22 protein-coding genes and 5 pseudogenes are annotated in these 18,590 nt (G+C 60.5%); 24 read left to right on the top strand and 3 right to left on the bottom strand.

Annotated features, from left to right (window positions below; translation table 11 throughout):
• Positions 1-14: 14 nt before the first annotated feature.
• Complete coding sequence (locus B4V06_RS00135) at positions 15-566, bottom strand: DUF7342 family protein (RefSeq protein WP_142980664.1); 552 nt, start codon at positions 564-566, stop codon at positions 15-17.
• Between the two features lie 136 nt (positions 567-702).
• On the opposite strand from B4V06_RS00135, the pseudogene B4V06_RS00130 reads away from it, so the two are divergent.
• The 15 genes and pseudogenes from B4V06_RS00130 to B4V06_RS00060 form a co-directional block, all read left to right on the top strand.
• A pseudogene (locus B4V06_RS00130) lies at positions 703-853 on the top strand (biosurfactant protein 1); the annotation flags it as partial.
• A gap of 50 nt (positions 854-903) precedes the next feature.
• Positions 904-1,092, top strand: a complete 189-nt coding sequence (locus B4V06_RS00125) for a DUF8012 family protein (RefSeq protein WP_430639634.1) — start codon at positions 904-906, stop codon at positions 1,090-1,092.
• Positions 1,093-1,179: 87 nt separating this feature from the next.
• Positions 1,180-1,560, top strand: a complete 381-nt coding sequence (locus B4V06_RS00120) for a hypothetical protein (RefSeq protein WP_092663175.1) — start codon at positions 1,180-1,182, stop codon at positions 1,558-1,560.
• Positions 1,561-1,629: 69 nt separating this feature from the next.
• On the top strand, positions 1,630-2,292 hold the full coding sequence (locus tag B4V06_RS00115; RefSeq protein WP_498166433.1) for a DUF6735 family protein: 663 nt from the start codon (positions 1,630-1,632) through the stop codon (positions 2,290-2,292).
• Between the two features lie 74 nt (positions 2,293-2,366).
• The gene (locus B4V06_RS00110; RefSeq protein WP_498166431.1) at positions 2,367-2,789 is read left to right on the top strand and encodes a DUF8025 family protein; all 423 of its coding nucleotides are present in this window, start codon (positions 2,367-2,369) and stop codon (positions 2,787-2,789) included.
• A 103-nt stretch (positions 2,790-2,892) separates the two neighbouring features.
• Positions 2,893-3,012, top strand: a pseudogene (locus tag B4V06_RS00105) (DUF7995 family protein); the annotation flags it as partial.
• 79 nt (positions 3,013-3,091) lie between these two features.
• Positions 3,092-3,289 (top strand): hypothetical protein, encoded by a 198-nt coding sequence (locus tag B4V06_RS00100; protein WP_498166429.1) that lies wholly within the window; start codon positions 3,092-3,094, stop codon positions 3,287-3,289.
• On the top strand, positions 3,286-4,548 hold the full coding sequence (locus B4V06_RS00095) for an RNA-guided endonuclease InsQ/TnpB family protein (protein WP_498166427.1): 1,263 nt from the start codon (positions 3,286-3,288) through the stop codon (positions 4,546-4,548). Before B4V06_RS00100 ends, B4V06_RS00095 begins: the two co-directional genes overlap by 4 nt.
• Before the next feature lie 359 nt (positions 4,549-4,907).
• Complete coding sequence (locus B4V06_RS00090) at positions 4,908-6,461, top strand: ATP-binding protein (RefSeq protein ID WP_498166425.1); 1,554 nt, start codon at positions 4,908-4,910, stop codon at positions 6,459-6,461.
• 193 nt (positions 6,462-6,654) lie between these two features.
• Positions 6,655-8,304: an ATP-binding protein gene (locus B4V06_RS00085; protein ID WP_498166423.1), complete on the top strand. Its 1,650-nt coding sequence runs from the start codon at positions 6,655-6,657 to the stop codon at positions 8,302-8,304.
• A 186-nt stretch (positions 8,305-8,490) separates the two neighbouring features.
• A complete protein-coding gene (locus tag B4V06_RS00080; protein WP_498166615.1) occupies positions 8,491-8,991 on the top strand; it encodes a DUF7995 family protein in 501 nt (166 codons plus the stop codon).
• A 6-nt stretch (positions 8,992-8,997) separates the two neighbouring features.
• On the top strand, positions 8,998-9,363 hold the full coding sequence (locus tag B4V06_RS00075; protein WP_142980775.1) for a DUF7568 family protein: 366 nt from the start codon (positions 8,998-9,000) through the stop codon (positions 9,361-9,363).
• Between the two features lie 72 nt (positions 9,364-9,435).
• Positions 9,436-9,830: pseudogene (locus B4V06_RS00070) on the top strand (DUF7567 family protein).
• Between the two features lie 82 nt (positions 9,831-9,912).
• On the top strand, positions 9,913-10,497 hold the full coding sequence (locus B4V06_RS00065) for a hypothetical protein (RefSeq protein ID WP_142980774.1): 585 nt from the start codon (positions 9,913-9,915) through the stop codon (positions 10,495-10,497).
• Between the two features lie 44 nt (positions 10,498-10,541).
• On the top strand, positions 10,542-11,492 hold the full coding sequence (locus tag B4V06_RS00060) for a MarR family transcriptional regulator (protein WP_142980773.1): 951 nt from the start codon (positions 10,542-10,544) through the stop codon (positions 11,490-11,492).
• 36 nt (positions 11,493-11,528) lie between these two features.
• On the opposite strand, the gene B4V06_RS00055 is transcribed toward B4V06_RS00060, so the two are convergent.
• A complete protein-coding gene (locus tag B4V06_RS00055) occupies positions 11,529-12,893 on the bottom strand; it encodes a restriction endonuclease (RefSeq protein WP_498166418.1) in 1,365 nt (454 codons plus the stop codon).
• Positions 12,894-13,030: 137 nt separating this feature from the next.
• Between B4V06_RS00055 and B4V06_RS00050 the strand changes: the two genes are divergently transcribed.
• The 3 genes and pseudogenes from B4V06_RS00050 to B4V06_RS00040 all read left to right on the top strand — a co-directional run.
• Positions 13,031-13,477, top strand: coding sequence for a hypothetical protein (locus B4V06_RS00050; protein WP_498166415.1), 447 nt, complete (start codon positions 13,031-13,033; stop codon positions 13,475-13,477).
• 32 nt (positions 13,478-13,509) lie between these two features.
• Positions 13,510-14,028: a DUF6166 domain-containing protein gene (locus B4V06_RS00045; protein ID WP_498166413.1), complete on the top strand. Its 519-nt coding sequence runs from the start codon at positions 13,510-13,512 to the stop codon at positions 14,026-14,028.
• Between the two features lie 78 nt (positions 14,029-14,106).
• Positions 14,107-14,295, top strand: a pseudogene (locus B4V06_RS00040) (DUF6166 domain-containing protein); the annotation flags it as partial.
• A 232-nt stretch (positions 14,296-14,527) separates the two neighbouring features.
• Here the strand turns inward: B4V06_RS00040 and B4V06_RS00035 are convergent.
• Positions 14,528-15,004 carry a hypothetical protein gene (locus tag B4V06_RS00035; RefSeq protein ID WP_142980877.1) on the bottom strand — a complete coding sequence of 159 codons (477 nt, stop codon included), beginning with the start codon at positions 15,002-15,004 and terminating at the stop codon, positions 14,528-14,530.
• Between the two features lie 287 nt (positions 15,005-15,291).
• Between B4V06_RS00035 and B4V06_RS00030 the strand changes: the two genes are divergently transcribed.
• The 6 genes and pseudogenes from B4V06_RS00030 to B4V06_RS00005 all read left to right on the top strand — a co-directional run.
• On the top strand, positions 15,292-15,777 hold the full coding sequence (locus B4V06_RS00030; protein WP_142980876.1) for an HNH endonuclease signature motif containing protein: 486 nt from the start codon (positions 15,292-15,294) through the stop codon (positions 15,775-15,777).
• On the top strand, positions 15,774-16,391 hold the full coding sequence (locus B4V06_RS00025; protein ID WP_498166409.1) for a DUF6166 domain-containing protein: 618 nt from the start codon (positions 15,774-15,776) through the stop codon (positions 16,389-16,391). Before B4V06_RS00030 ends, B4V06_RS00025 begins: the two co-directional genes overlap by 4 nt.
• Complete coding sequence (locus tag B4V06_RS00020; RefSeq protein ID WP_498166406.1) at positions 16,391-16,522, top strand: hypothetical protein; 132 nt, start codon at positions 16,391-16,393, stop codon at positions 16,520-16,522. Before B4V06_RS00025 ends, B4V06_RS00020 begins: the two co-directional genes overlap by 1 nt.
• On the top strand, positions 16,519-17,184 hold the full coding sequence (locus tag B4V06_RS00015; protein ID WP_498166403.1) for a hypothetical protein: 666 nt from the start codon (positions 16,519-16,521) through the stop codon (positions 17,182-17,184). Before B4V06_RS00020 ends, B4V06_RS00015 begins: the two co-directional genes overlap by 4 nt.
• Complete coding sequence (locus tag B4V06_RS00010; protein WP_498166401.1) at positions 17,181-17,723, top strand: hypothetical protein; 543 nt, start codon at positions 17,181-17,183, stop codon at positions 17,721-17,723. The genes B4V06_RS00015 and B4V06_RS00010 overlap by 4 nt, the downstream gene beginning before the upstream one ends.
• Positions 17,724-17,844: 121 nt before the next feature.
• Positions 17,845-18,590: pseudogene (locus B4V06_RS00005) on the top strand (hypothetical protein); the annotation flags it as partial.

Raw genomic sequence — 18,590 nt, 5'->3', positions numbered from 1 at the left:
GTGAGAGAGAAGGATTAGCTCGTGGCGCGGTCAGCCACGTCGGTCATCTGCTCGCGGGCGGCTTCAACGTCAGAGTAGAGTTCCAGTGCGTGCTTGATGAGGCGGCGATCCTCCTCGTTCTCGCGCCAGAACGCGATGACGTCGCGGCGGTCCCGGAGCTCCGCACTTGCGAGGTCGCCGTCGGCGAGCGACTGTTCGAGCTCCTCCCACGTCTCGACGTCGTAGGTCGCCTGCCACTCCTCGATCTCCTCGGTAATCGCGGCCAATTCACTCCGCAGCTCCTCGCGGGTATTTTCCTCGATGAGCGTGCGGATCTCCTCGAAGAGCAGGCGCGTGTAGTCCGGCTGGTAGCGCGTGGTCTCGCCGGCCTCGACGCGACGCAACTGGCCCTGGTCGACGAGATCCTGAAGTTCCTCGTTGGTCGTACTCCAAGCGGCGTCGGCCTGCTCGCTGATCCAGTTAACTGAGCGGGGTTCGCGAAGTGACTCGGCGACCGCCCGAATGCGGTCGCGGGCGCTCATCGACTCAGTCCACGATTGGACCCCATCTCGCGAGGATTCGGTCATGGTTGGCACCTCTTGGGACAGTGTTCGCGCCCTGCTCTCATATATGTTTGTACTGTCTCGCATAATCAAGAGTGGGATGCGAGCGAAGGCGTCCGGACGTTGAAATGCGATACCGACAGAAGTTATGCACCAACCGATGTACGACCGATATTCTGACTTTGCAGAACTACGGCCGACCGGCGAGACATCCCACATCCCGGACACGATGCTGGACGACGGGTGTGAGAGTGACCTCCTGGCGCCAACGCGGTGCGACGAGCACTGGTGGCGACGCTGATGCGCCGACGACAGTCTCGTAAGGAGTCTTTCTGCGCCGGCGAGTGGTGAGGCGCTTCCGATGAATCAGCAAGTCGAACAGGGCTACCGGATGCACCGTGTGCTCAGCAATCTCAGTCGGCTCGACGTCGACCAGTTGGACGACGCGGATCGAGAGCGAGTCGAGACTGCAAGAGACCTCCTGGAAGAAGTGAGTCTACTCACTCGACCAGAGGACGGGAGCGGACCAGACGCCCCAACAGATGACTGATCGCCATCGCCGTCGACGCCAGGGGCACTTCCAGTGTCGGTTTATCGCCCCCCAAGAGGGGTGCGGGACTTCCCCGTGAGTCCAGACATGGCGACACTACAAGCTGCGACGACGTCAACCGGCGCAATCGTATCGGATCCACAGGCAGTCCGCGAGCTCTGTGAGAGCTACTGCTTCGGGACGCTCGACTGGGAGGTCACCGACAAGGGCGAACTCACCATCTGGGGGTACGATGACTTCGAAGTGTACGAGGCGCGGGAGAACGGCCTCCCGGACTACGAGGGCGGCATCGTGACCCACGAATTCTTGCGAGAACTCGCCGACCACCTCGAAGCCGACGAGGAACTCGACATCCAGACAGCGGGGTTCACGAAGTGTCGCTTCCCAGTGCTGGCGAAGCGGTACGTCGTTCGCGACTGCGAAGTCCTCCACGCAGACCTCAATTCCCCCGAACCGATCGACGAGTAGAGTTGTTCGCCCCCCGGGAGGGGTGCGGGGCGATCCAGTCGTGGGACGCCCTGCGAGGTGATTATTCAAATGGGTCACCGCGCACTCGTTGCGTACGAACGCACAGACGGACAGTATACGCTTCACTACTCTCATTGGGGCGCTGCGAACCTGAAGCTCAAACACCGGATTTCGGCTGAGTCGCCGTTCGGTGGCGACGACACCGACTCCAAGTGGGCGAAACAGCTACTGGCGGAACTGGCCGATGGCCTCGAGGCAGAAGCCGTCGACGGCTACCTCGCCGGCGAAGACCGCCCGTCGACGGTCGTCGAACCGAAGCCCCGCGCCACCGGGCTCACCCTCGAGGAGATCGTCGCTGACCATCTCGACTATCTCCACCACGAGGCGTTCTTCGTGGTGTCGACGTCGTTCGAGGTGACTGCCTACCGGACGCTGTGGTTCGGGCTGCAGTACGACTCGGAGACAATCGACCACGGTGAGACGGTCGGGAACGGGGCGCTCGCGACCGTTCGGTGGCACGACGGCGAGCCGGTCGGCGACGGCCATCTGAAGGGGCAGTTCCGGGCGCTGAAGGACGTCGTCGGCGATATGGTCGACAAGGGTGTGTTCACCCAGTCGACTGCTCGCCAGTACCTCAAGCAAAAACTCGGCGAGTGGGTCGGGAAGCGGCAGGAGTTGCGCATCCCGAGCGGTGAAGTACCGTCCCCGGACGCGACACTCGGCCGCTCGTAGGCCGATCTGCGTCGACGCGATGGTGGTTTTTCTGGGGCAGAAAGGACTGAGCCCCACCATAGGCTCGTGATTGGATGCCCAAGAAACCAGACAACGACCCATTCAACGATTGCGAGTTAGGTCCCGACGCAGTCCTCGGGACCCGCACCTTCCACGATGTCCTGTTCACCGACGATACCGAGACACCGGTGAACGTGCTAACCGGTGAGACGCCCGCACATTCGCAGGCGACTGTCGAGGAAGCGAAGGCGTTCACTGCGAGTATCGACACGGACACACCACAAATCGCGCTCCCGGCCTCTGTCGAGACGCAGGTCGAAACCCAGAGCAAACCCTACACCTCGGCTGCGTTCTTCCACTTCAAGGCGACCGGGTCGCTCGAACTGCACCGTGCCTACCACGCCGCCTACGACTCCGACGCGTTCAACGTCGATTTCGAGGCCGACTACGAGTCGGGCAATCTGACGATCACTGTCGAGCGGACACGCGACTCCTGAACGCGATCTCGCGAAGCAAGTTTTTCGAGCGCCGGCGATGGGTGCCGGCGCACCGAGCAGACAGAGTCGAGCCCGGTGAGTCGGCGCTCCGAGGTGATCAAAGATGCATATGGTCATCTACGCGTTAGTCGAGGCACCGACACGGCACGACGCCCTGGTCGAAGGGAAAGCAGTCTTCGACCGTCTCGTCGGGGCGAATCCCCACGGCTGCGCCGTGTTTGAACAAAAGCAGCGTAATTCTCGGAGAGGGGCCACCCCGCCAACATTCAAATACCAAACCGGGGATACCCGGGAGCGCATCGATGGACGATAGCGATCCCGTGGCCATCGAGAACGCTCGTGCAACACTCCAGAGGCTGTTGGCCGAACAGGCGCAGGCAGGCGTCCCGGAGCAAGTCCTCGTCGGGCTTCTCCGAGAACAGGCCGCCGCAATCGAGCGTCTGGGCTACATCCCGCGTCGGTGGGGTCAGCCCGACCAGCAGGAGGCGAGCCAACGATGAAGCGGACCAACACCTTCGAAGTGCGTCCCCGCTCGGAGTCGGATGAGGCCCTCCTGCGGGAGGTCATGGACGCGACGGCAAGTTTCTGGAACGAGCTGACCTATGCCCGCCGGCAGCGGTTCTTCGACGACGAGAGCATCTGGAAGACGGATGAGTTTCGCGGGCAGTACAAAGGCCAGCTCGGCGCGGTCGGGGTCCAGACGGTGACACGGAAGAATAACGCCGCTTGGAAGTCGTTTTTCGCGCTGTTGGAACGCGGTGAGGACGCGTCCCCGCCCGGCTACTGGGGGAACGCAGAGGACGGGCGCGACCTCCGGTTGTTCGTCCGGAACGACTCGTACGAAATCCAGTGGGGCGACTGTTCGCGGGTCGAAGTCCCCGTCGGCCAGGACCTCAAAGACGAGTACGATATGGGGTACTTCGAGCGGCTTCGATTGGAGGTCCGTGGCGATCCGAAGTGGTCCGGCGAGCAGGGTGAGCTGGAGATTCAGTACGACGAGGTCGAAGACACCTATCGGGCATATCAACCAGTGACGATCGACGAATCGGAACTGGATTCACCGCTGGCTTCGGAGGAAGCCGCCCTCGATCTCGGTGTCAACAACCTCGTCGCGTGTACGACCACCACCGGACAGCAGTACCTCTACGACGGCGAAGACCTGTTCGAGCAGTTCCGAGCGACGACCGAAGAGATCGGTCGCCTGTCATCGAAGTTGCCGCCGGAGCAGGACACAAGCCGGCGAATCCGCCGGCTCTACCGCAAACGCTCCCGCCGGCGGAGCCACGCCCAGAAGGCCCTGATCCGTGAACTCGTCGAACGGTTGCACGACAAGGGGATCGCAACGGTGTACATCGGTGATCTCACCGGTGTCATCGAAACCCAGCTGTCCCCTGAAATCAACGAGAAGCTAGAGAACTTCTGGGCGTTCAAGCAGTTCGTCGATCAGCTGCGGTCCGTCTGTGAGGAGTATGGGATAGAGGTGGCGGAGAAGAGCGAGGCATGGACGAGCCAGACGTGTCCGGAGTGCGGGGAGCAAGCTGAAACAGTTCGACACCAGGAGACGCTGACCTGTCCATGTGGGTTCGAGGGACACGCTGATCTCACAGCCGCAGAGACGTTCCTCCGGCAGAACACCGAGCAGCAAGTGAGGCCGATGGCGCGGCCCGTGCGGTTCCAGTGGGATAATCACGAATGGCGTTCGACCACAGACGCCCCCGAACTCGGGCCAAATCCCAACGAACAGCGCACAAACCCGTAAGTCACTCTCGTGGACCTTCGCGTCCAGCGTGGAGGAGCCTCAATTCGAGGTGGACGTCAATATTGTACGTTTGACGAGGACGAGAAAATCGACTCATTCAGGGAGATTGGCTCTATTTGATTAAGAGAGGGCACTCGGTGTTGTATTTAGGTGTTTTTTGCTGAACTGGCCACACAGTGTACTTGCGAATTAGCTGTTGACATTTCTACCACCTCAGAGAGATGTTCTGATAGCCGTGCAAGATGCAGGTATCTTGCACCTGAACTCCTTTCGGTGATGTATACCCGAATTTACGAGGAGATAGTGCGAGCTGATTGGGCCACACAACTTTCATACGAGTTGACGAGGTGCATTCCGATATGGAGTCCGTTGCGTATCGAGACCAAATCTACGAGATATTTGCCGATCCGAACGCCGAATTTGAGACTCAAATTAAGCAGGCACTCACGACGGGTACTGAATTTCTCGACCTCTCTGTGGGCTTTTTTACGCGTATTATTGACGGTACGCAGAAAATCCTTCACGCGACCGGAGATCACCCGTTGATCCAGCCCGGCGAGAGCTGTCCGCTCAACGAAGCGTACTGTCGTCGAACCATCGAAATCGATAGCCAACTCGCCATCGAAGACGCTCATGCGTCCCCAGAGATCTCCGACACCGCTGTTGAGACGTTTGATTTAGGCGCGTACATCGGCGCAAAAGTCATCGTCGATGGTGAGGTGTATGGGACGGCGTGCTTTGCCGATACGGAGCCACGCGACGATCCCTTCGTTGACGCAGAGCGGTTCTTCGTTGAACTGGTCGCGCGACTCGGTGGGCAAGCCATCGAACGACGACGATACGAACGAGAACTCACACAGCGCGAAGAACGGTTGAACGAACAGCGAGAGATATACCGAGCCGTCATCGACGCCAGTTTCGACTCCGTCTTTCGCTTCGATACCGACGGAAGGTTCACGTATGCCTCTGAAGGCGTCCAGGACCTGTTGGGCTATTCGCCGGCAGAACTGATCGGTCAACCGGTAACGATCACCCATCCGGACGCACAGACCAGCGATCGGGCGCTGAAAGGTCGCTCACAGATACTGAGCGGGGAGCCGACCGAAGCCCGAGATCTGCCACTACAAACGAAATCGGGTGACATCGTCTACACGGATATTCGCGGTGTCCCTGTCTATGACGGGGGCGTGCCCGAGTCGGAACGCTCAGAGGACGACATCGTCGGGATACAGCTACTGATCCGTGATGCAACGGAACGTCGTCAGCGCGAAGGACTCATCAGCGTGATCAACCGAGTACTCCGGCACAACGTACGAAACGAGATGACTGTGATCCGAGGGTGGGCCGATATGCTTGCCGAAGAGATGGACGGCGAGCAGGCTTCCAAAGCGACGGTTATCAGGGCAGCTGCGACGCGGTTGCTTGACCTGACAGAATCCGCACAGCAAATAGAGGAAAACCGCGATATTTCGCCCGAGTTGGAACCGATGGACATCATGCCGCTGGTCGATCGGATTGTCACTGAGTGTGAAACACGGTATTCGGATGTCTCAATAACTGTTGACGCGCCGGACAAAGCGATAGCGGAGACGCTTCCACGCATCGAAGTGGCGTTGTTTGAACTTGTAGAGAACGCCGCGAAGCATGGGGGGAGTCCTGTATCTATCGATATCGATGTGCATGTGTCCGATATGCAGGTAATCTGTCAAATACGCGATGACGGACCGGGACTTCCGAATACAGAACGGGGTGTCTTAGAGACAGGCGAAGAGACACCACTCGTCCACGGACAGGGGCTTGGACTGTGGCTGTGTTATTGGATCATCACGACGTTAGATGGGAAGATCGAAGTCACAGAATTCGATCGAGGGACAACAATCGAGGTTCATCTGCCGACACCATCACGGGAGTAGAGAGAACAAGAACAGCTTGGACAATTTTTAAGATCGTTATTGAGCAATTTGGCTCTGTTGAAATCCTATTCTTCAGACAAATTCTCACCTGAAACAGCCGATCGATGAGAGCTGCGCGTCTATCACGCGCTATCAAGACATCGTCACCTTACAGATTCATAAAGTATTACCCTGGCCCCCGGGACGGTCCAATATGGCTGTCTCGACGACATCTCCTCTCTTTCTGCTCTATGTTGGTCTCTTCGTCGTGGCTGCATTGGCCTGTTTTATAAGTCTCACACGCCTTCAACGTATCACAAATGCTGATACGCGACGGGGATTGTGGGCACTCCTCCTGACGAGCGGCGGGTGGGCGACCGCTCACGCCGGATTTCTCGTCTCTCCAACGATATCACTCAAACTCGCGTGGTATACGTTCGGGCTCGTGCTGGGACTCGCAGCTGTCGGCGCATGGCTCTACTTCTGTTCAGCGTATACTGGTCGGACCTACCATCGAAATCCGACATACCGTCGCCTTGCTATCGCCGTCTACATCGTACTTGTCGCGGTGAAGGTCACCAATCCTCTCCACCAAGGATACTTCACGACGACAGCCGTCGCCACCCCGTTCCCTCATCTGTCCGTGTACACAGGGCCGCTACATTGGACTACAATGGGGCTCTCGTATGCACTCGCCTTTGTCGGCTATTTCATGCTGTTGGAACTGTTCACCGAGATCGATCTCGACACACGAGCGCTCCTCGCTCTCGTTGGAATCACCGGCCTGCCTGTCGTGTTCGATATCATCGGGTACACCACGCCCTACCTCATCGATATTACCTACGAGCCGCTCGGGGTCGCCGTCTTCGCCGTTGGTGTCGCGTTCGTCTATATCGACCAGTTCGATGCCATCCAATTGGCCGGCGAACGGGACGAGCCAATTATTGCGCTTGACGCGAGCAACCACATTCGAGACATGAACCACGCTGCGCAGACCCTCTTCCCTGACCTTGACGGTGCCGAGGGCACCCCTCTGAAGACGACACTTCCACGAGTAGCTGACTGTCTTGACAGCGACGACGCTATTTTGAAACTCCAACAAGAGGACCGCCCCCGGTATTACCATGTTACAGAGACACCGTATGGGACAGCAAAAGCTGGGCTCGGCCGAACCATCCTTCTGACCGACGTGACTGACCGTGAGCGGTACCGTGAGGAATTAGTGCGACAGAACGAACGTCTCGAACAGTTTGCCAGTTTAGTGAGTCACGACCTCCGTAATCCTCTCAACGTGGCCACAGGGCGGTTCGAATTACTCCGCGAGGATGTCCAGGAGGTTGCAGAGAATGAACACGCAGCAGCCATCGAACGGGCGCTAACTCGGATGGAGGACCTAATTAGGCAAATTCTCTCGCTCGCCCGTGATGGCCAACCAGTCGAGCAGTGGGATGCAGTGTTGCTCTCGTCGGTCGCACAGAACAGTTGGGAGATGGTTGAGACAAACGCTGCCGAGTTACGCGTCGAGGACGACCTGACGTTCAAAGCGGACCCGACACGGCTCCAACGACTGTTCGAGAACCTGTTTCGGAATTCAATCGATCACGGCGGCCCGGACGTGACGGTCTCCGTCGGAGTGCTTCCTGACCGGCCGGGATTTTACGTGGCTGATGATGGGCCCGGTATCCCTGAGAGTGACCGTGAGTCCGTGTTCGACCCGGGGTATACGACCCGCGAGGAAGGGACCGGGTTTGGACTCGCTATCGTCGCCGAGACAGTTGCTGCACATGGGTGGAAGATACAGGTGACTGAGAGTGAGACCGGTGGAGCTCGCTTCGAGATCCTCGGCGTTGAAACCGTAGCGTGATTCTGTACTGACAGGCTCTGACTGTTCTGCAAAATGTGTCCGCTGTACTGAACGAATCTATCTACTGAGTGACACCGGTTTCGTAGGGTCTCCTGAACCATCCTCTCCTCTGGTAGCTGTTTATTCGCGCCAGCGAGAGAGTGGCGCGCGTCGGTGACCGTACCGGCGGGCGTCGGAGTGGTTCAGATGCATATGGTCATCTACGCGCTCGTCGAGGCATCGACAGAAAACGAAGCACTGGCTGCGGGGAAAACGGTGTTCAATCGATTGGTTGGCGCTGAGCCGCATTCCTGCGCAGTATTCGACTATTTTGTGACCTTCGACGAAGACGACACGACGGTCGCCGGGAAGGATCGCTGGGGAGACCTACCGACGGCAGCACCCATCAATTCAGAGGAGGGCGGTGAACTGCTTGACCGAGCCTGGAACGCCACAAAGGAAGAGTTCCAGCGGAATCTCGACCGCGTGAAAGAGTCGCTCGACGAGCTCAGCGACGAGGCGATCATGCGCGACGAGGATCTCGCCCGACACGCGTTCCATCAGGTCGGCGCCTACGAGGGGCCATCAATCCCGATGTACGACCAGCACGCGATGGGGATTCGCCACCGCGATCAGCTCGATCGTGTCCTCGAGGAAGAGGAAGACAGCCAGACACTCTGGATTGTCCCCGCAGACGTCCACTTCTGATTGACAATGCCCAGAATCACAAACTGGTCCCGGGAGAGTCGTACACCAACACTCGCGTATCGAAACACCGAGACTGGAGCGCGAGCTGTTCTACACCGGGCTCCGGATTCATACCGGTACAAGTGGCGCGGGGCGATCCTCGTCGACGGCTACCCGATCTGGTCGCGAGGCTTCGAGACGAAGGAGGCGACAACGTTCCGGGATGCGCTTCGGGAGCGGCCAGCGCCCGAACTGAACTGTCCGGAGTGTCCAAACGACGACGTCTTCGTCGGTGAGAAGACAGCTGATGGAGCGAAGGTACAGCGCTGGTACGACTGTCCGGACTGTGGGTACGAAGCCCCCTCGCGCATCGTCTACGGCCCTGAACGCTGAGAACGTACACACGCAGGGTGTTTTTCGGCCGGGGCGGAGAGAGTGACCCGGTCGAACCGGGTCGGTCCAACAATGAGTCTCGAAGTACTCGACCGACACAGCGAGGCACTGTTCGAGTTCCTCTGGTGCCCCGTCTGTGGGCAGGAAGTGTTCACCCACATTCCCTTCGAGGGAGTGTTCTGCAAGAACTGTAACACGCAGGTCGTCCTCCGAGAGTCCCGAGAAAACCGTGGCTACGAGGAGGTGTGCTCGCGTGCTTCGACACCGACTCGACGTGGAACCTTCACGTCGACGAGAAGCTCCGTCGCGACCTGCCTGACGGCTCGGCACGGGCAAAAATCCTCGGTGCACCGGGTGCCTATGAGATCGACTGGTGGAGTCCAGCACCTGGGGAGGATTGGGAGCCGGTCGAGCGTGGTGAATTCGACGACGTGGAGGAACCAGACGAGGTGTCACATCTCGCGTAGCGGATTGCAATCCCGCTACGACTGTGTGGTGTTGTTTCAGCGCCGGCGATGGGTGCCGGCGCACACGCGCCGGCGAGTACCGATGTCGACACGGAGCCAACTCCGATTCGTCCAACGAGTCGAACAGACCGATGAGACAGATGGCAGCGCCGACCGCGTCGCGCAGGTGTACCGGCATTCGGACGGGTACCCCGGGAGCGTCCTCCGGGATCTCGCACAGCTGAAAGAGCTGCTCGATGCGACCCGCGCAGAGCGGGGACCGGGCTATACGGCGGCGACCTTCGTGTTCCTCGACAAGCTCTCGACGGTCGACCTCTATCTGGATGGCGACCCAGAGCGAACGATCGACGCAGCTCAGCCAGCGGATCTCCTCGAGCCGTCCAATATGGAGCATCTCGACCAGCCGCTGTTCCTGCTGGGCCACGGCGTCGAGAATCCGGTCGATGGCATCCACGGCGACGAGGAATACCTCTACGTCGTGGAACTCCCGACGGAGAACCCGTTCGACGAGCCGACCGAGTGGACAGTCAAAGTGAGCGGTCACTCCGCGTTCCCCCGCTGGGACGGCCCGACCGACGAGGCCTTCGAGCAGGCGAGCTGGCAGTTCCACGGGTCGCTCGAGGACGCGCTCACAGAACTGGTCCGGGACGAAGTAGTCGTCAAGTAAAATACCAAATCGTATTTATACAGTTAGGGTTTAGAAAGACCCAGATGATTTCGAAGGCCGGACTCGCCGTGCTTGACGCGCTGAGTACCGGCCGTGAAGCAACACCGGTGGAACTCGCGGCCGAAACCGGATATTCACGAGACCATCTGTACGACGTACTCGACGAATTGCTCGCAGCGGGATTGCTCACAGAAACCCGTGGGTCCAGCAATCAGCGTCGTGTCCGTATCGCGGAACATCCAGTTACCGAAGCGTATCGAACGCTGCAGTCGGAGTTCAGCCACGTGGACTGGACGGAACTGCTCTCCCCAGCCACACTCCGCGTGTGTTGGTATCTCGATAGACCACGACACATCGCTGATATCGCAGACCGGCTCGGAATCACTCGACAAGGTGTCCACAGCGCGTTATCGCCGCTCAAGCACCGAGCACTACTCTCCCGATCCGATTCGAAGTACGCCCTTCATGACGAAGTCTCGCCGCTGTTGGCGTTCGCCCGGGCTACTGTAGAGCACGAACATCGAGCCCGAGTCCGGGAAATCGCCCCCAGCGCCACGATCGCGTGGTGCGATCCGAAGCGAGCACTCGTCCGCCTGCAGACCGACGAGGATACGGACGCACTCCAAGCAGCTCCGGACTGGGAGATGACCGGACTGGGTCGGTTTGCAGCGTATGGTCTACAGTTTTTCCTCGCCGGCGAGCCTCCGTTCTGGTATGCTCCAGGTGAGGAGCTAACGGCTGCTGAAGTCGTATGCCATACGCTCCTTCTGGATAGCGGATCTCGGCGGGTTAGCTATTCGATGCTGCTGATCGAGGCGGAGGATATCGATCAGGAGACACTCGTCGAGACCGCACAGTGGTACGACCTGGAAGCCACTGTGAAGGCGTTGTATCGGCCACTTCAGGGCGACTTCGACAGAACAGATGATCTGCCAGTCATCCTCCCAAAGAAGGTCGAATATATGGCACTCAAAGAGCAGTACGGTGTCTCGTAACACCAACCCCGCAGTCTGGCGGAAAATTGCGACGGGTTAGATGATGCCGCCGATCACGAGTAGTCCGACGACGAGCAGCAGCGTCGCAACCACGCTCCCGCCAGCCAGCAGCTTGTTCTCCATCGCCTTCTCGTGGAGGGGCATCTCGGCGTACTCCTTGCGGAACGCGCCGAGGTTCTCCTCGTCGTAGAAGTACTTCCTCTTCAGCGCGAACCGTTCGGTCACCGCACAGCCGGTACAGACCGGCTCCCCTTCGAGCCGTTCGGTCTTGATGTGGGTGTCGCAGGCGATCGCCCCGCAGTTCGGACAGTAGGTGTACGTCTCGTCGACGCCGCTCGTTTCGCAGTGGACGCAGCGATGAATCCCGTCCTCCAGAGTGACCCGTGAGGGGCCAGCAGCATAGTATTCGTACGGATACGAGTACTCCAGTATCTCTGTCGTCTGCCGAACCTCAGGTAGATACACCGGCTCAATCGATTGCACTGAGATGTCCGAGAGATTCGGCTCACACGTCTTGTTGTACGTGACGTTATTGTCGCCGGTGTAGGTCACCGTCGTCGTGTGGTAATCCTGGAGGCGGTCAACAGCCCACTCCTTGTACTTCGTTTGGGTCTGGCCGAACCGTCGTTCGTCGACGTCGTCGAATACCTCGGTAAACTGCCCGGTATCGAGGGGGACCGTCGCGTGGAAGTTCTCGGTGACCAGCGTCGCGACTTCGTCGTCGGCCACCTTCGGATGGCCGCGCTCAGCGTGGACAACGAACTGTGTGCGGTCGTTGACCCGGTGGATGACACCGACTGAGGTCTCGAAGACAGCGTTCGTGTCGGCGGTGATCGCAACCACTGGTCGGAACGTCACTTGCGAGTGCGGCACCGGCAGATCCGCGGCGTCGATGTTCTCGATGTCGCGGAACGCCTCCTGGACAGGTGCGTCGACATCCGCCGCTGGATCGTACGGTCGGAGCGTCTCGTCACAGAGGATCTCGATGCGCCCGTTGTAGAGATCGAGACCGATCTCGTCGGCGATCTCCCGGAGGTCCTCGCCGTCGATCAGCTCGATGGGATAGGGATCGTCGTTCCGCTGGAGCCGGTCAGCGTACTCCTCGGCAGGGTTCGTAAATCGACCAGTGGTGGCGACCATCCCACGCTTTGGACCGTCGAAGTCGAACGTCGCGATGGCCGAGTGCAGCTTCTGGACGACCGGCCGGCCGACCGTCCCGGTGTGCTTACACTCGACGATTATCGCCCGTCGCGTGCCGTCGACGACCTCCTCCATAATGACGTCCCGCCCCTCGTCGGCCGTCCGCTCTGCCTGGCGGACGTTTTCGTAGCCGAGGTTGCGGAAGACGTCCTCCATCAAGTCCTCGAACTCGAATCCCGAGAGGTCGTCCAGTACAGCCATCCGAATGTAATTGGACAGTATCTTGCTATAACTAAATACGTTGCCGACGGTGGCGACGAAGTCCCGACGACGTGAGCGCTGGTGTTGTTGTTCGTCCCGCAAGGGGTGCGGGACGACACATTCGTCCCGGATTACCGATGAGTTCTGAGAGCAACAGCGAGATCGCTCCCGACAACTGGTGGTTGCAACGCCGAACAGACGACGACCATTTCGTGTTCGCCTACGAGTTCTCGAAATCCGTCCTCTGCCACGTCCAGCAACCCTCGGACTGGCTGGTCCGGATCGATCGAGCCGATGGGACGATCCTCTTCAGTCAGCACGACCTCCGGTCGCGAGCAGCGGCGTTCGACCTCGCCAAGAGCGTCATGGAGCTCTGTACGATGCTCCATCGGGAGGTCGTCACGGAGCGAAGTCAAGCGCGAAAACCGATGTACGTCGGGCCCCGACCAACCGAGGCCGCGAGTGGGAGCAATCAGGGAGCCGGACGCGGTCCAGATACCGCCCGTCGGCCGTCGGATTCCTTCCCCCGCCAGCGCCCGGAACGACCACGAGGTATGGGCCACTGGGAGGGTGGGTTCCGATGACCGGCGGCCGAGCGTACCGCGGTAAACGCTGTATGGGTGGACAGCTGGTGTACACGCCCGATGGCGACGTGCTGGACAAGCACCTCCACGTCCTACGCCGCGCCCCTGGCGGGTTCGACTGGGGACCACAGGCTGACGAGGCCCGCATCGATCAACTCGCGATCGCGCTGCTGGCCGATTCAGCGACGAAGAACATCGCGCTCGACCACTACAAGGAGTTCGCGCAGTACCTGCGTGAAGAGCTCGAGAGTGACGAGTGGCGGCTCCCGACCAGCGACATTTCGGCCGATACCTGGTCGCGAGACATCGACGTCGCTGATGAGACGCCCTCACCGGAAGACGTCGACATCACAGCAGTCGATTTCGACGAGATGACCTTCGCGGTCGAGCGAGCGCTCTGCGAGCAGCACGACATTAGCATCCACCAGAGCGTCGACGACCGCCGCGAGGCACTAGAAGATTCCCTCCAGGCAGTCCAATCAGAAACTACCGACTCGGAGGAGTCACAGCCCGACACCGGCGGCTTCGAGTTCCCCGCAGCTAGCCAGTAGGGACGGTGAGGGCGTTTCCGGCTCTGTTTGTAGAACCCCCGAGAGGGGTGCGGGGGTCACCACTCCCGCAACGTACCAATGAACGGGAACGCACGACGTCCCACGTCAAGCGGAATCGAGACAGAAGCGCTCGCTCACCGTCGCGACGGCCCCGTCGAATACGTCGGCTTTCGCGTCGACGGCCACGCCGTCGTTCTGAATCTCTCCGAACACCAGCGTCTCACTCCTGATCGAAGTCTCGATCTGGTCAACCACAGTCTGAGAGGCCGGACAAAACGACTGACGTGAGACGGGACTCTAAAATAGTTCTCACGCTGGAGCAGGTGAATCGGTCAGTATAGAAGTCCGCTGGGACAGTCCAGAACGTGATTTGCTCAGTATCTGTCAGAAGGTGGCTGCTGAATATAGAGTGTGTGTTCAGCACTCGACGACGTGCCCGGGTCGTTCGGCTACGGACGCTCCCAGGGAGACGGAACGAACAGGACTCGTCGACGGAGGGTCAGTTCTGTCCGCTGGCCAGGTTCCGTTCGTATCCGTACCCCACGGACGCCGCTATCGGAGCGATGATCGGGAGCGTGAAGAGCAGCCCGAATCCAACGATGAAGGCGACCAGCTCGATGGCTTCGGAAACCGTCCTGTCCGGGGGCGGGCCAGGGGGAGACCCGATGACGGCGGCTGTGATGGCTATCAGCGTCGTGAATACGAATACGGAGACGGCCCCCGAGACGGCGCCGGCGATGGCACCGTAGCGTGGGTTCGGTTCGTCCGGCATCGTCACACGCCAGACAACAGTCGCGACGATCAGCGCGACGACGGGCGTGACGATCATCCCGAGGGTGGGAACGGGACCTGCCCGGGACCCGGAGCCCGACAGGAGATTGAAGATGGCAAATAGCGCGGCAGCGACGTACGCCGCCCCGGCAGTAGCGAGCCCCGCTCCAACATCTCGTCGGGACAGACCGAGATAGCCATTCATTTTCCAATCGACGAACGTTTGTGGTCACTCGAGTATAAACCTTCGACGCCCGACCGTCTCGACCGACACCGCCCACTCGTGACCGACTCGCGCGCTCTATTCAGCACGACTCGCGGAACAATACTACGACCTGATAGAAACGGCCGTGGTACATTGGTAGGGCTATTGGACTGCTTCCAGCTTCCTGTAGGCTATCTATCGGGCTGAAATTCAAGTACGATTTCGGGCCGATAGTGTTTATTGCCCCCGAGAGGGGTGCGGGGGGATTCACTCTCCGTCACCGAGCCATGACCGAATCAGAGTACCCCTGGCGAGACGAATCGCTCCTTCGCGACCTCTACTGGGAACAGGAGTTGAGCACAACCGAGATCGCTGACAAACTGGGTTGTACGCAACAGACAGTCTCAAAGTGGATGCAGCGGCTCGACATTCCACGTCGAGACCCACGCGAGGCAGCCCCGAACCGGCGACGGCATCCTGCTGTCTTCACTGACCGTGGCTACGTCATCTGTGCCTCGAACTACCGCGGGACGACCGACTCCGTCGGAATCCATCGACTCGTAATGGTGGCAGAACGCGGGTTCGACGCCGTCGCCGATAAACACGTGCACCACAAAAACGGCGTCAGGTGGGACAACCGACCCGAGAACCTCGAACTCCTCAGTCGCGCCGAACACGCCGACCGGCACGACTTCGGGACCGAAATTCGGCCATCGGACGACGAGTGGGACAGATCGGACCGCGACCGTGACGATCGGGGGCGGTTCAAATGACGACAGCCTACCTTGGCCGCCGGCGACAGGGCGACCTCGTCGTGACGCGACTCCCGGAATACACGGAACTGACCCCTGACCGTAGTCTCGGTCTGGTCACCCACAGTCCGAGCGGGTTCGACGTCGGGTACCGAGGCAGCGGGCCCGCACAGCTCGCCTGTGGGCTCCTCCTCGACTACTACAACGACGCTCAGGTCGCCCGAGAACACTACATCGCGTTCCGGAATCGTGTGATCAGCCAGCTCGAGTGTGATGGTCCGGCGGCGTGCTGGCACCTCACCGGCGAAGAGATCGACGCGGCGATGGCGACGATCACCGACGACGTCGTCGCCCTTCCCGACGGCGGGGGGCCGTCACCGACGCTCCCCGAGAACTGGCGAACGGTCACACGCCCCGACCGGCGAGTCTTCCAGCGGGCTGATCGCGACCACTACATCGTGCTCGGCGAGGGGACCGACGGCTGGCTAGCCGTCCTCTGCAGTCAGGGCGATCGCGCCTATCCGGCGCCCCTGGCGAGCCGGACGGTTTCGGACGACGCCGATGTCGAGCGGGCTATCCGCGCCCCCGCCGACGAGAGCAACGACCTCATCGAGCCACCGGAGGGGGAGTGCTGATGGAGAGGCTTCGACTCTCGCGAACCACCCACCAGCTGATCGAACGCGGGGTCGAGGCACTCGAGAAAATCGGTCGCGAACTGGAGCGCTACAACGACCGGCAAGAGCAGACTGACGGCACCGACTCGTGACACAGACACATTCTCCCGGCCAGCGGCGGAGTACCGGCTTCCAATACACGCGCACTCCCGAGGGGTGCTCGTGTCCCATTCATCGCAACGACCAGCCGGTCACGGCGCCGCTCGGGTTGCGGTTCGCAAAGCGCGTCCATATCGAATCGATCCCGCGGCACGTCGCCGGCGCGATCTACGAAGCCCATCACTCCTATATGGACAGTGTCCCGCGGACGAACCTCGTCCATCACGGGCTCTGTTACCAGGACCAGCTACTGGGTGCGATTACGTGGCGCTATCCGCTGATTCGCTCGCTGGAGTACGACGGGACGCGATACGAGGGTGACGAGATCGTTGAGGCAGCACGGATCTGCATCGGCGTCGACTTCCCGAATCTCGCCTCCGCCGCCCTCGCCCGGTCGATGGAACGGTTCGTGCGTCGGCACGGCCGGCGGCGAGGCGTTCGCCTTCTGCTGACGTTCGTGCGAGCTGACTTCGACGGCTCGATGATCAAAGCGCTCAGAGACAAGGGCTGGCACTGCGCGGGGAAAACGGAGCCCGGACAGGCAGGTAACCGGCCCGACAAGCAAATCCGAGAGCGGCCGAAGTGGCGGTTTCTCTGTGAGGTTCCTGCCGAGTCCGAGCGGGAACAGACCTCACTCGGACGGTGGACCCAGTGACCACAAACGCTCGTCTCGATGAGTTCGGAGCAGAGGAGGATTCGGACAACCAGCCGGAGCGCGAGCGCTCAGTAATTGAGCGACTGTTGGACCCGATATCACCGGCCATGGGGCTGCGAGTTATCCCCGGCCGTGGTGACCCGGTGTACCTCCAAAACAGGGGAACTGAACGTTACCTGTTCCGGGATGCCCATGAGCGGTGGTTCATCCTCCAGCCCTCGGCCAAGGAGTCGGTCGACGGCTTCGTTCGCTGGGTGTATCTCCCCGACGGCAAACCCGCCGAGATCGCCCGGACAGCGATCCGTCAACGGACGGTTCGCGGCTACCGGTACGTCCAGCGAAGCGGAGCTCCCGAGCCGGTTGGGACGACGGTGACAGCGATGTACGTCAGTGAGCCCTGGCCCGACGATGTCTACGAGTGTGGATCCTGCGGAGCCGAGTTCGAGTCGCCCCGTGCTCAGGCCCTTCACTGCTGGGAGGACCATCCCTGGGTTCCGAACCCGGAGCAGGTTCGGCTACGCCGCTCCAGCACCGAGTAACGACAGTGCGGCAGTTTCCCGACGGTGGTTCGATTAACCAACAGCCAGCCCCTTCCTAGGTCAGTGTTGGTTAACGTGGTGTTGTTGTTGCGCCCGGCAGAGGGGCGCAGGGCGCGAGACGATGCAGGCAGCCGTCGATGAGCGTTCCTGCGTCGAGGTGACTACGATGAAAGACCCAGAGTCGAGAACCATCTTCGCTGGCGTCGATGGACGTACCGACACCGAACTACCCGAGTGGTATCGTCAGCGTCACGGCGGCAAAGACACCGTGAGCTTCGCTGAGGCGATCCGCGACCTCCCGCAGGCCGTCGAGTCGACCGTGGCCTACAAGAACCCCTACACCGACGAGTGGGTGGAGACGGAGCGATTCAACGCGCTCGTCGAGCCAAGTCGCGCTCGAGAGCAGGCCCGTGAGGAGGACGCCGAAACGGATTCCTTGTTCCATATTCCGACCGACTCGTACTCGATCATCAACCCGGTCGACGTCTACGGCCCTCTGGAGGAGGTCCTTCGGGAGGAGACTATCGACGGAACGCCGCTGGGTGACGTGATGTTCGGCGAGATTCGTCGCTACCGGGGCGGCGGCGAGGTCCATATGGACATCATGTTCGACGGCCTCGAGGTGCGCCTCCCCGGCCGGTCGGACCCGATCACGATGGGCGTCACGTCGGGCTACGACTTCTTCGGCGAGCACGCCGTCTACGTGGAGGGATTCGCCCAGGACGGGTACTGTTCGAATACAATGCGCTCGCTCACCGACAAGGAGGTCATCAAGCACGTCGGCGACGTGCGGAACTTCCGGACCTGGTGGGAGGAGATCCTCGCACAGGTCGAACTCGTCGCCGACGACCTCTTCGAGTTCATCCG

It is taken from the genome of Halorubrum sp. B53, from assembly GCF_059752395.1.
The sequence above is the reverse complement of the archived record's forward strand: the minus strand, read 5'-3'. Positions and strand labels throughout refer to the sequence as shown.

What these genes read in the sequence shown, in the direction of transcription:
- B4V06_RS00135 (WP_142980664.1), bottom strand. Translation starts at nt 566, where the DNA reads ATGACCGAATCCTCGCGAGATGGGGTCCAATCGTGGACTGAGTCGATG.
- B4V06_RS00125 (WP_430639634.1), top strand. Translation starts at nt 904, where the DNA reads ATGAATCAGCAAGTCGAACAGGGCTACCGGATGCACCGTGTGCTCAGC.
- B4V06_RS00120 (WP_092663175.1), top strand. Translation starts at nt 1,180, where the DNA reads ATGGCGACACTACAAGCTGCGACGACGTCAACCGGCGCAATCGTATCG.
- B4V06_RS00115 (WP_498166433.1), top strand. Translation starts at nt 1,630, where the DNA reads ATGGGTCACCGCGCACTCGTTGCGTACGAACGCACAGACGGACAGTAT.
- B4V06_RS00110 (WP_498166431.1), top strand. Translation starts at nt 2,367, where the DNA reads ATGCCCAAGAAACCAGACAACGACCCATTCAACGATTGCGAGTTAGGT.
- B4V06_RS00100 (WP_498166429.1), top strand. Translation starts at nt 3,092, where the DNA reads ATGGACGATAGCGATCCCGTGGCCATCGAGAACGCTCGTGCAACACTC.
- B4V06_RS00095 (WP_498166427.1), top strand. Translation starts at nt 3,286, where the DNA reads ATGAAGCGGACCAACACCTTCGAAGTGCGTCCCCGCTCGGAGTCGGAT.
- B4V06_RS00090 (WP_498166425.1), top strand. Translation starts at nt 4,908, where the DNA reads ATGGAGTCCGTTGCGTATCGAGACCAAATCTACGAGATATTTGCCGAT.
- B4V06_RS00085 (WP_498166423.1), top strand. Translation starts at nt 6,655, where the DNA reads ATGGCTGTCTCGACGACATCTCCTCTCTTTCTGCTCTATGTTGGTCTC.
- B4V06_RS00080 (WP_498166615.1), top strand. Translation starts at nt 8,491, where the DNA reads ATGCATATGGTCATCTACGCGCTCGTCGAGGCATCGACAGAAAACGAA.
- B4V06_RS00075 (WP_142980775.1), top strand. Translation starts at nt 8,998, where the DNA reads ATGCCCAGAATCACAAACTGGTCCCGGGAGAGTCGTACACCAACACTC.
- B4V06_RS00065 (WP_142980774.1), top strand. Translation starts at nt 9,913, where the DNA reads ATGTCGACACGGAGCCAACTCCGATTCGTCCAACGAGTCGAACAGACC.
- B4V06_RS00060 (WP_142980773.1), top strand. Translation starts at nt 10,542, where the DNA reads ATGATTTCGAAGGCCGGACTCGCCGTGCTTGACGCGCTGAGTACCGGC.
- B4V06_RS00055 (WP_498166418.1), bottom strand. Translation starts at nt 12,893, where the DNA reads ATGGCTGTACTGGACGACCTCTCGGGATTCGAGTTCGAGGACTTGATG.
- B4V06_RS00050 (WP_498166415.1), top strand. Translation starts at nt 13,031, where the DNA reads ATGAGTTCTGAGAGCAACAGCGAGATCGCTCCCGACAACTGGTGGTTG.
- B4V06_RS00045 (WP_498166413.1), top strand. Translation starts at nt 13,510, where the DNA reads ATGGGTGGACAGCTGGTGTACACGCCCGATGGCGACGTGCTGGACAAG.
- B4V06_RS00035 (WP_142980877.1), bottom strand. Translation starts at nt 15,004, where the DNA reads ATGAATGGCTATCTCGGTCTGTCCCGACGAGATGTTGGAGCGGGGCTC.
- B4V06_RS00030 (WP_142980876.1), top strand. Translation starts at nt 15,292, where the DNA reads ATGACCGAATCAGAGTACCCCTGGCGAGACGAATCGCTCCTTCGCGAC.
- B4V06_RS00025 (WP_498166409.1), top strand. Translation starts at nt 15,774, where the DNA reads ATGACGACAGCCTACCTTGGCCGCCGGCGACAGGGCGACCTCGTCGTG.
- B4V06_RS00020 (WP_498166406.1), top strand. Translation starts at nt 16,391, where the DNA reads ATGGAGAGGCTTCGACTCTCGCGAACCACCCACCAGCTGATCGAACGC.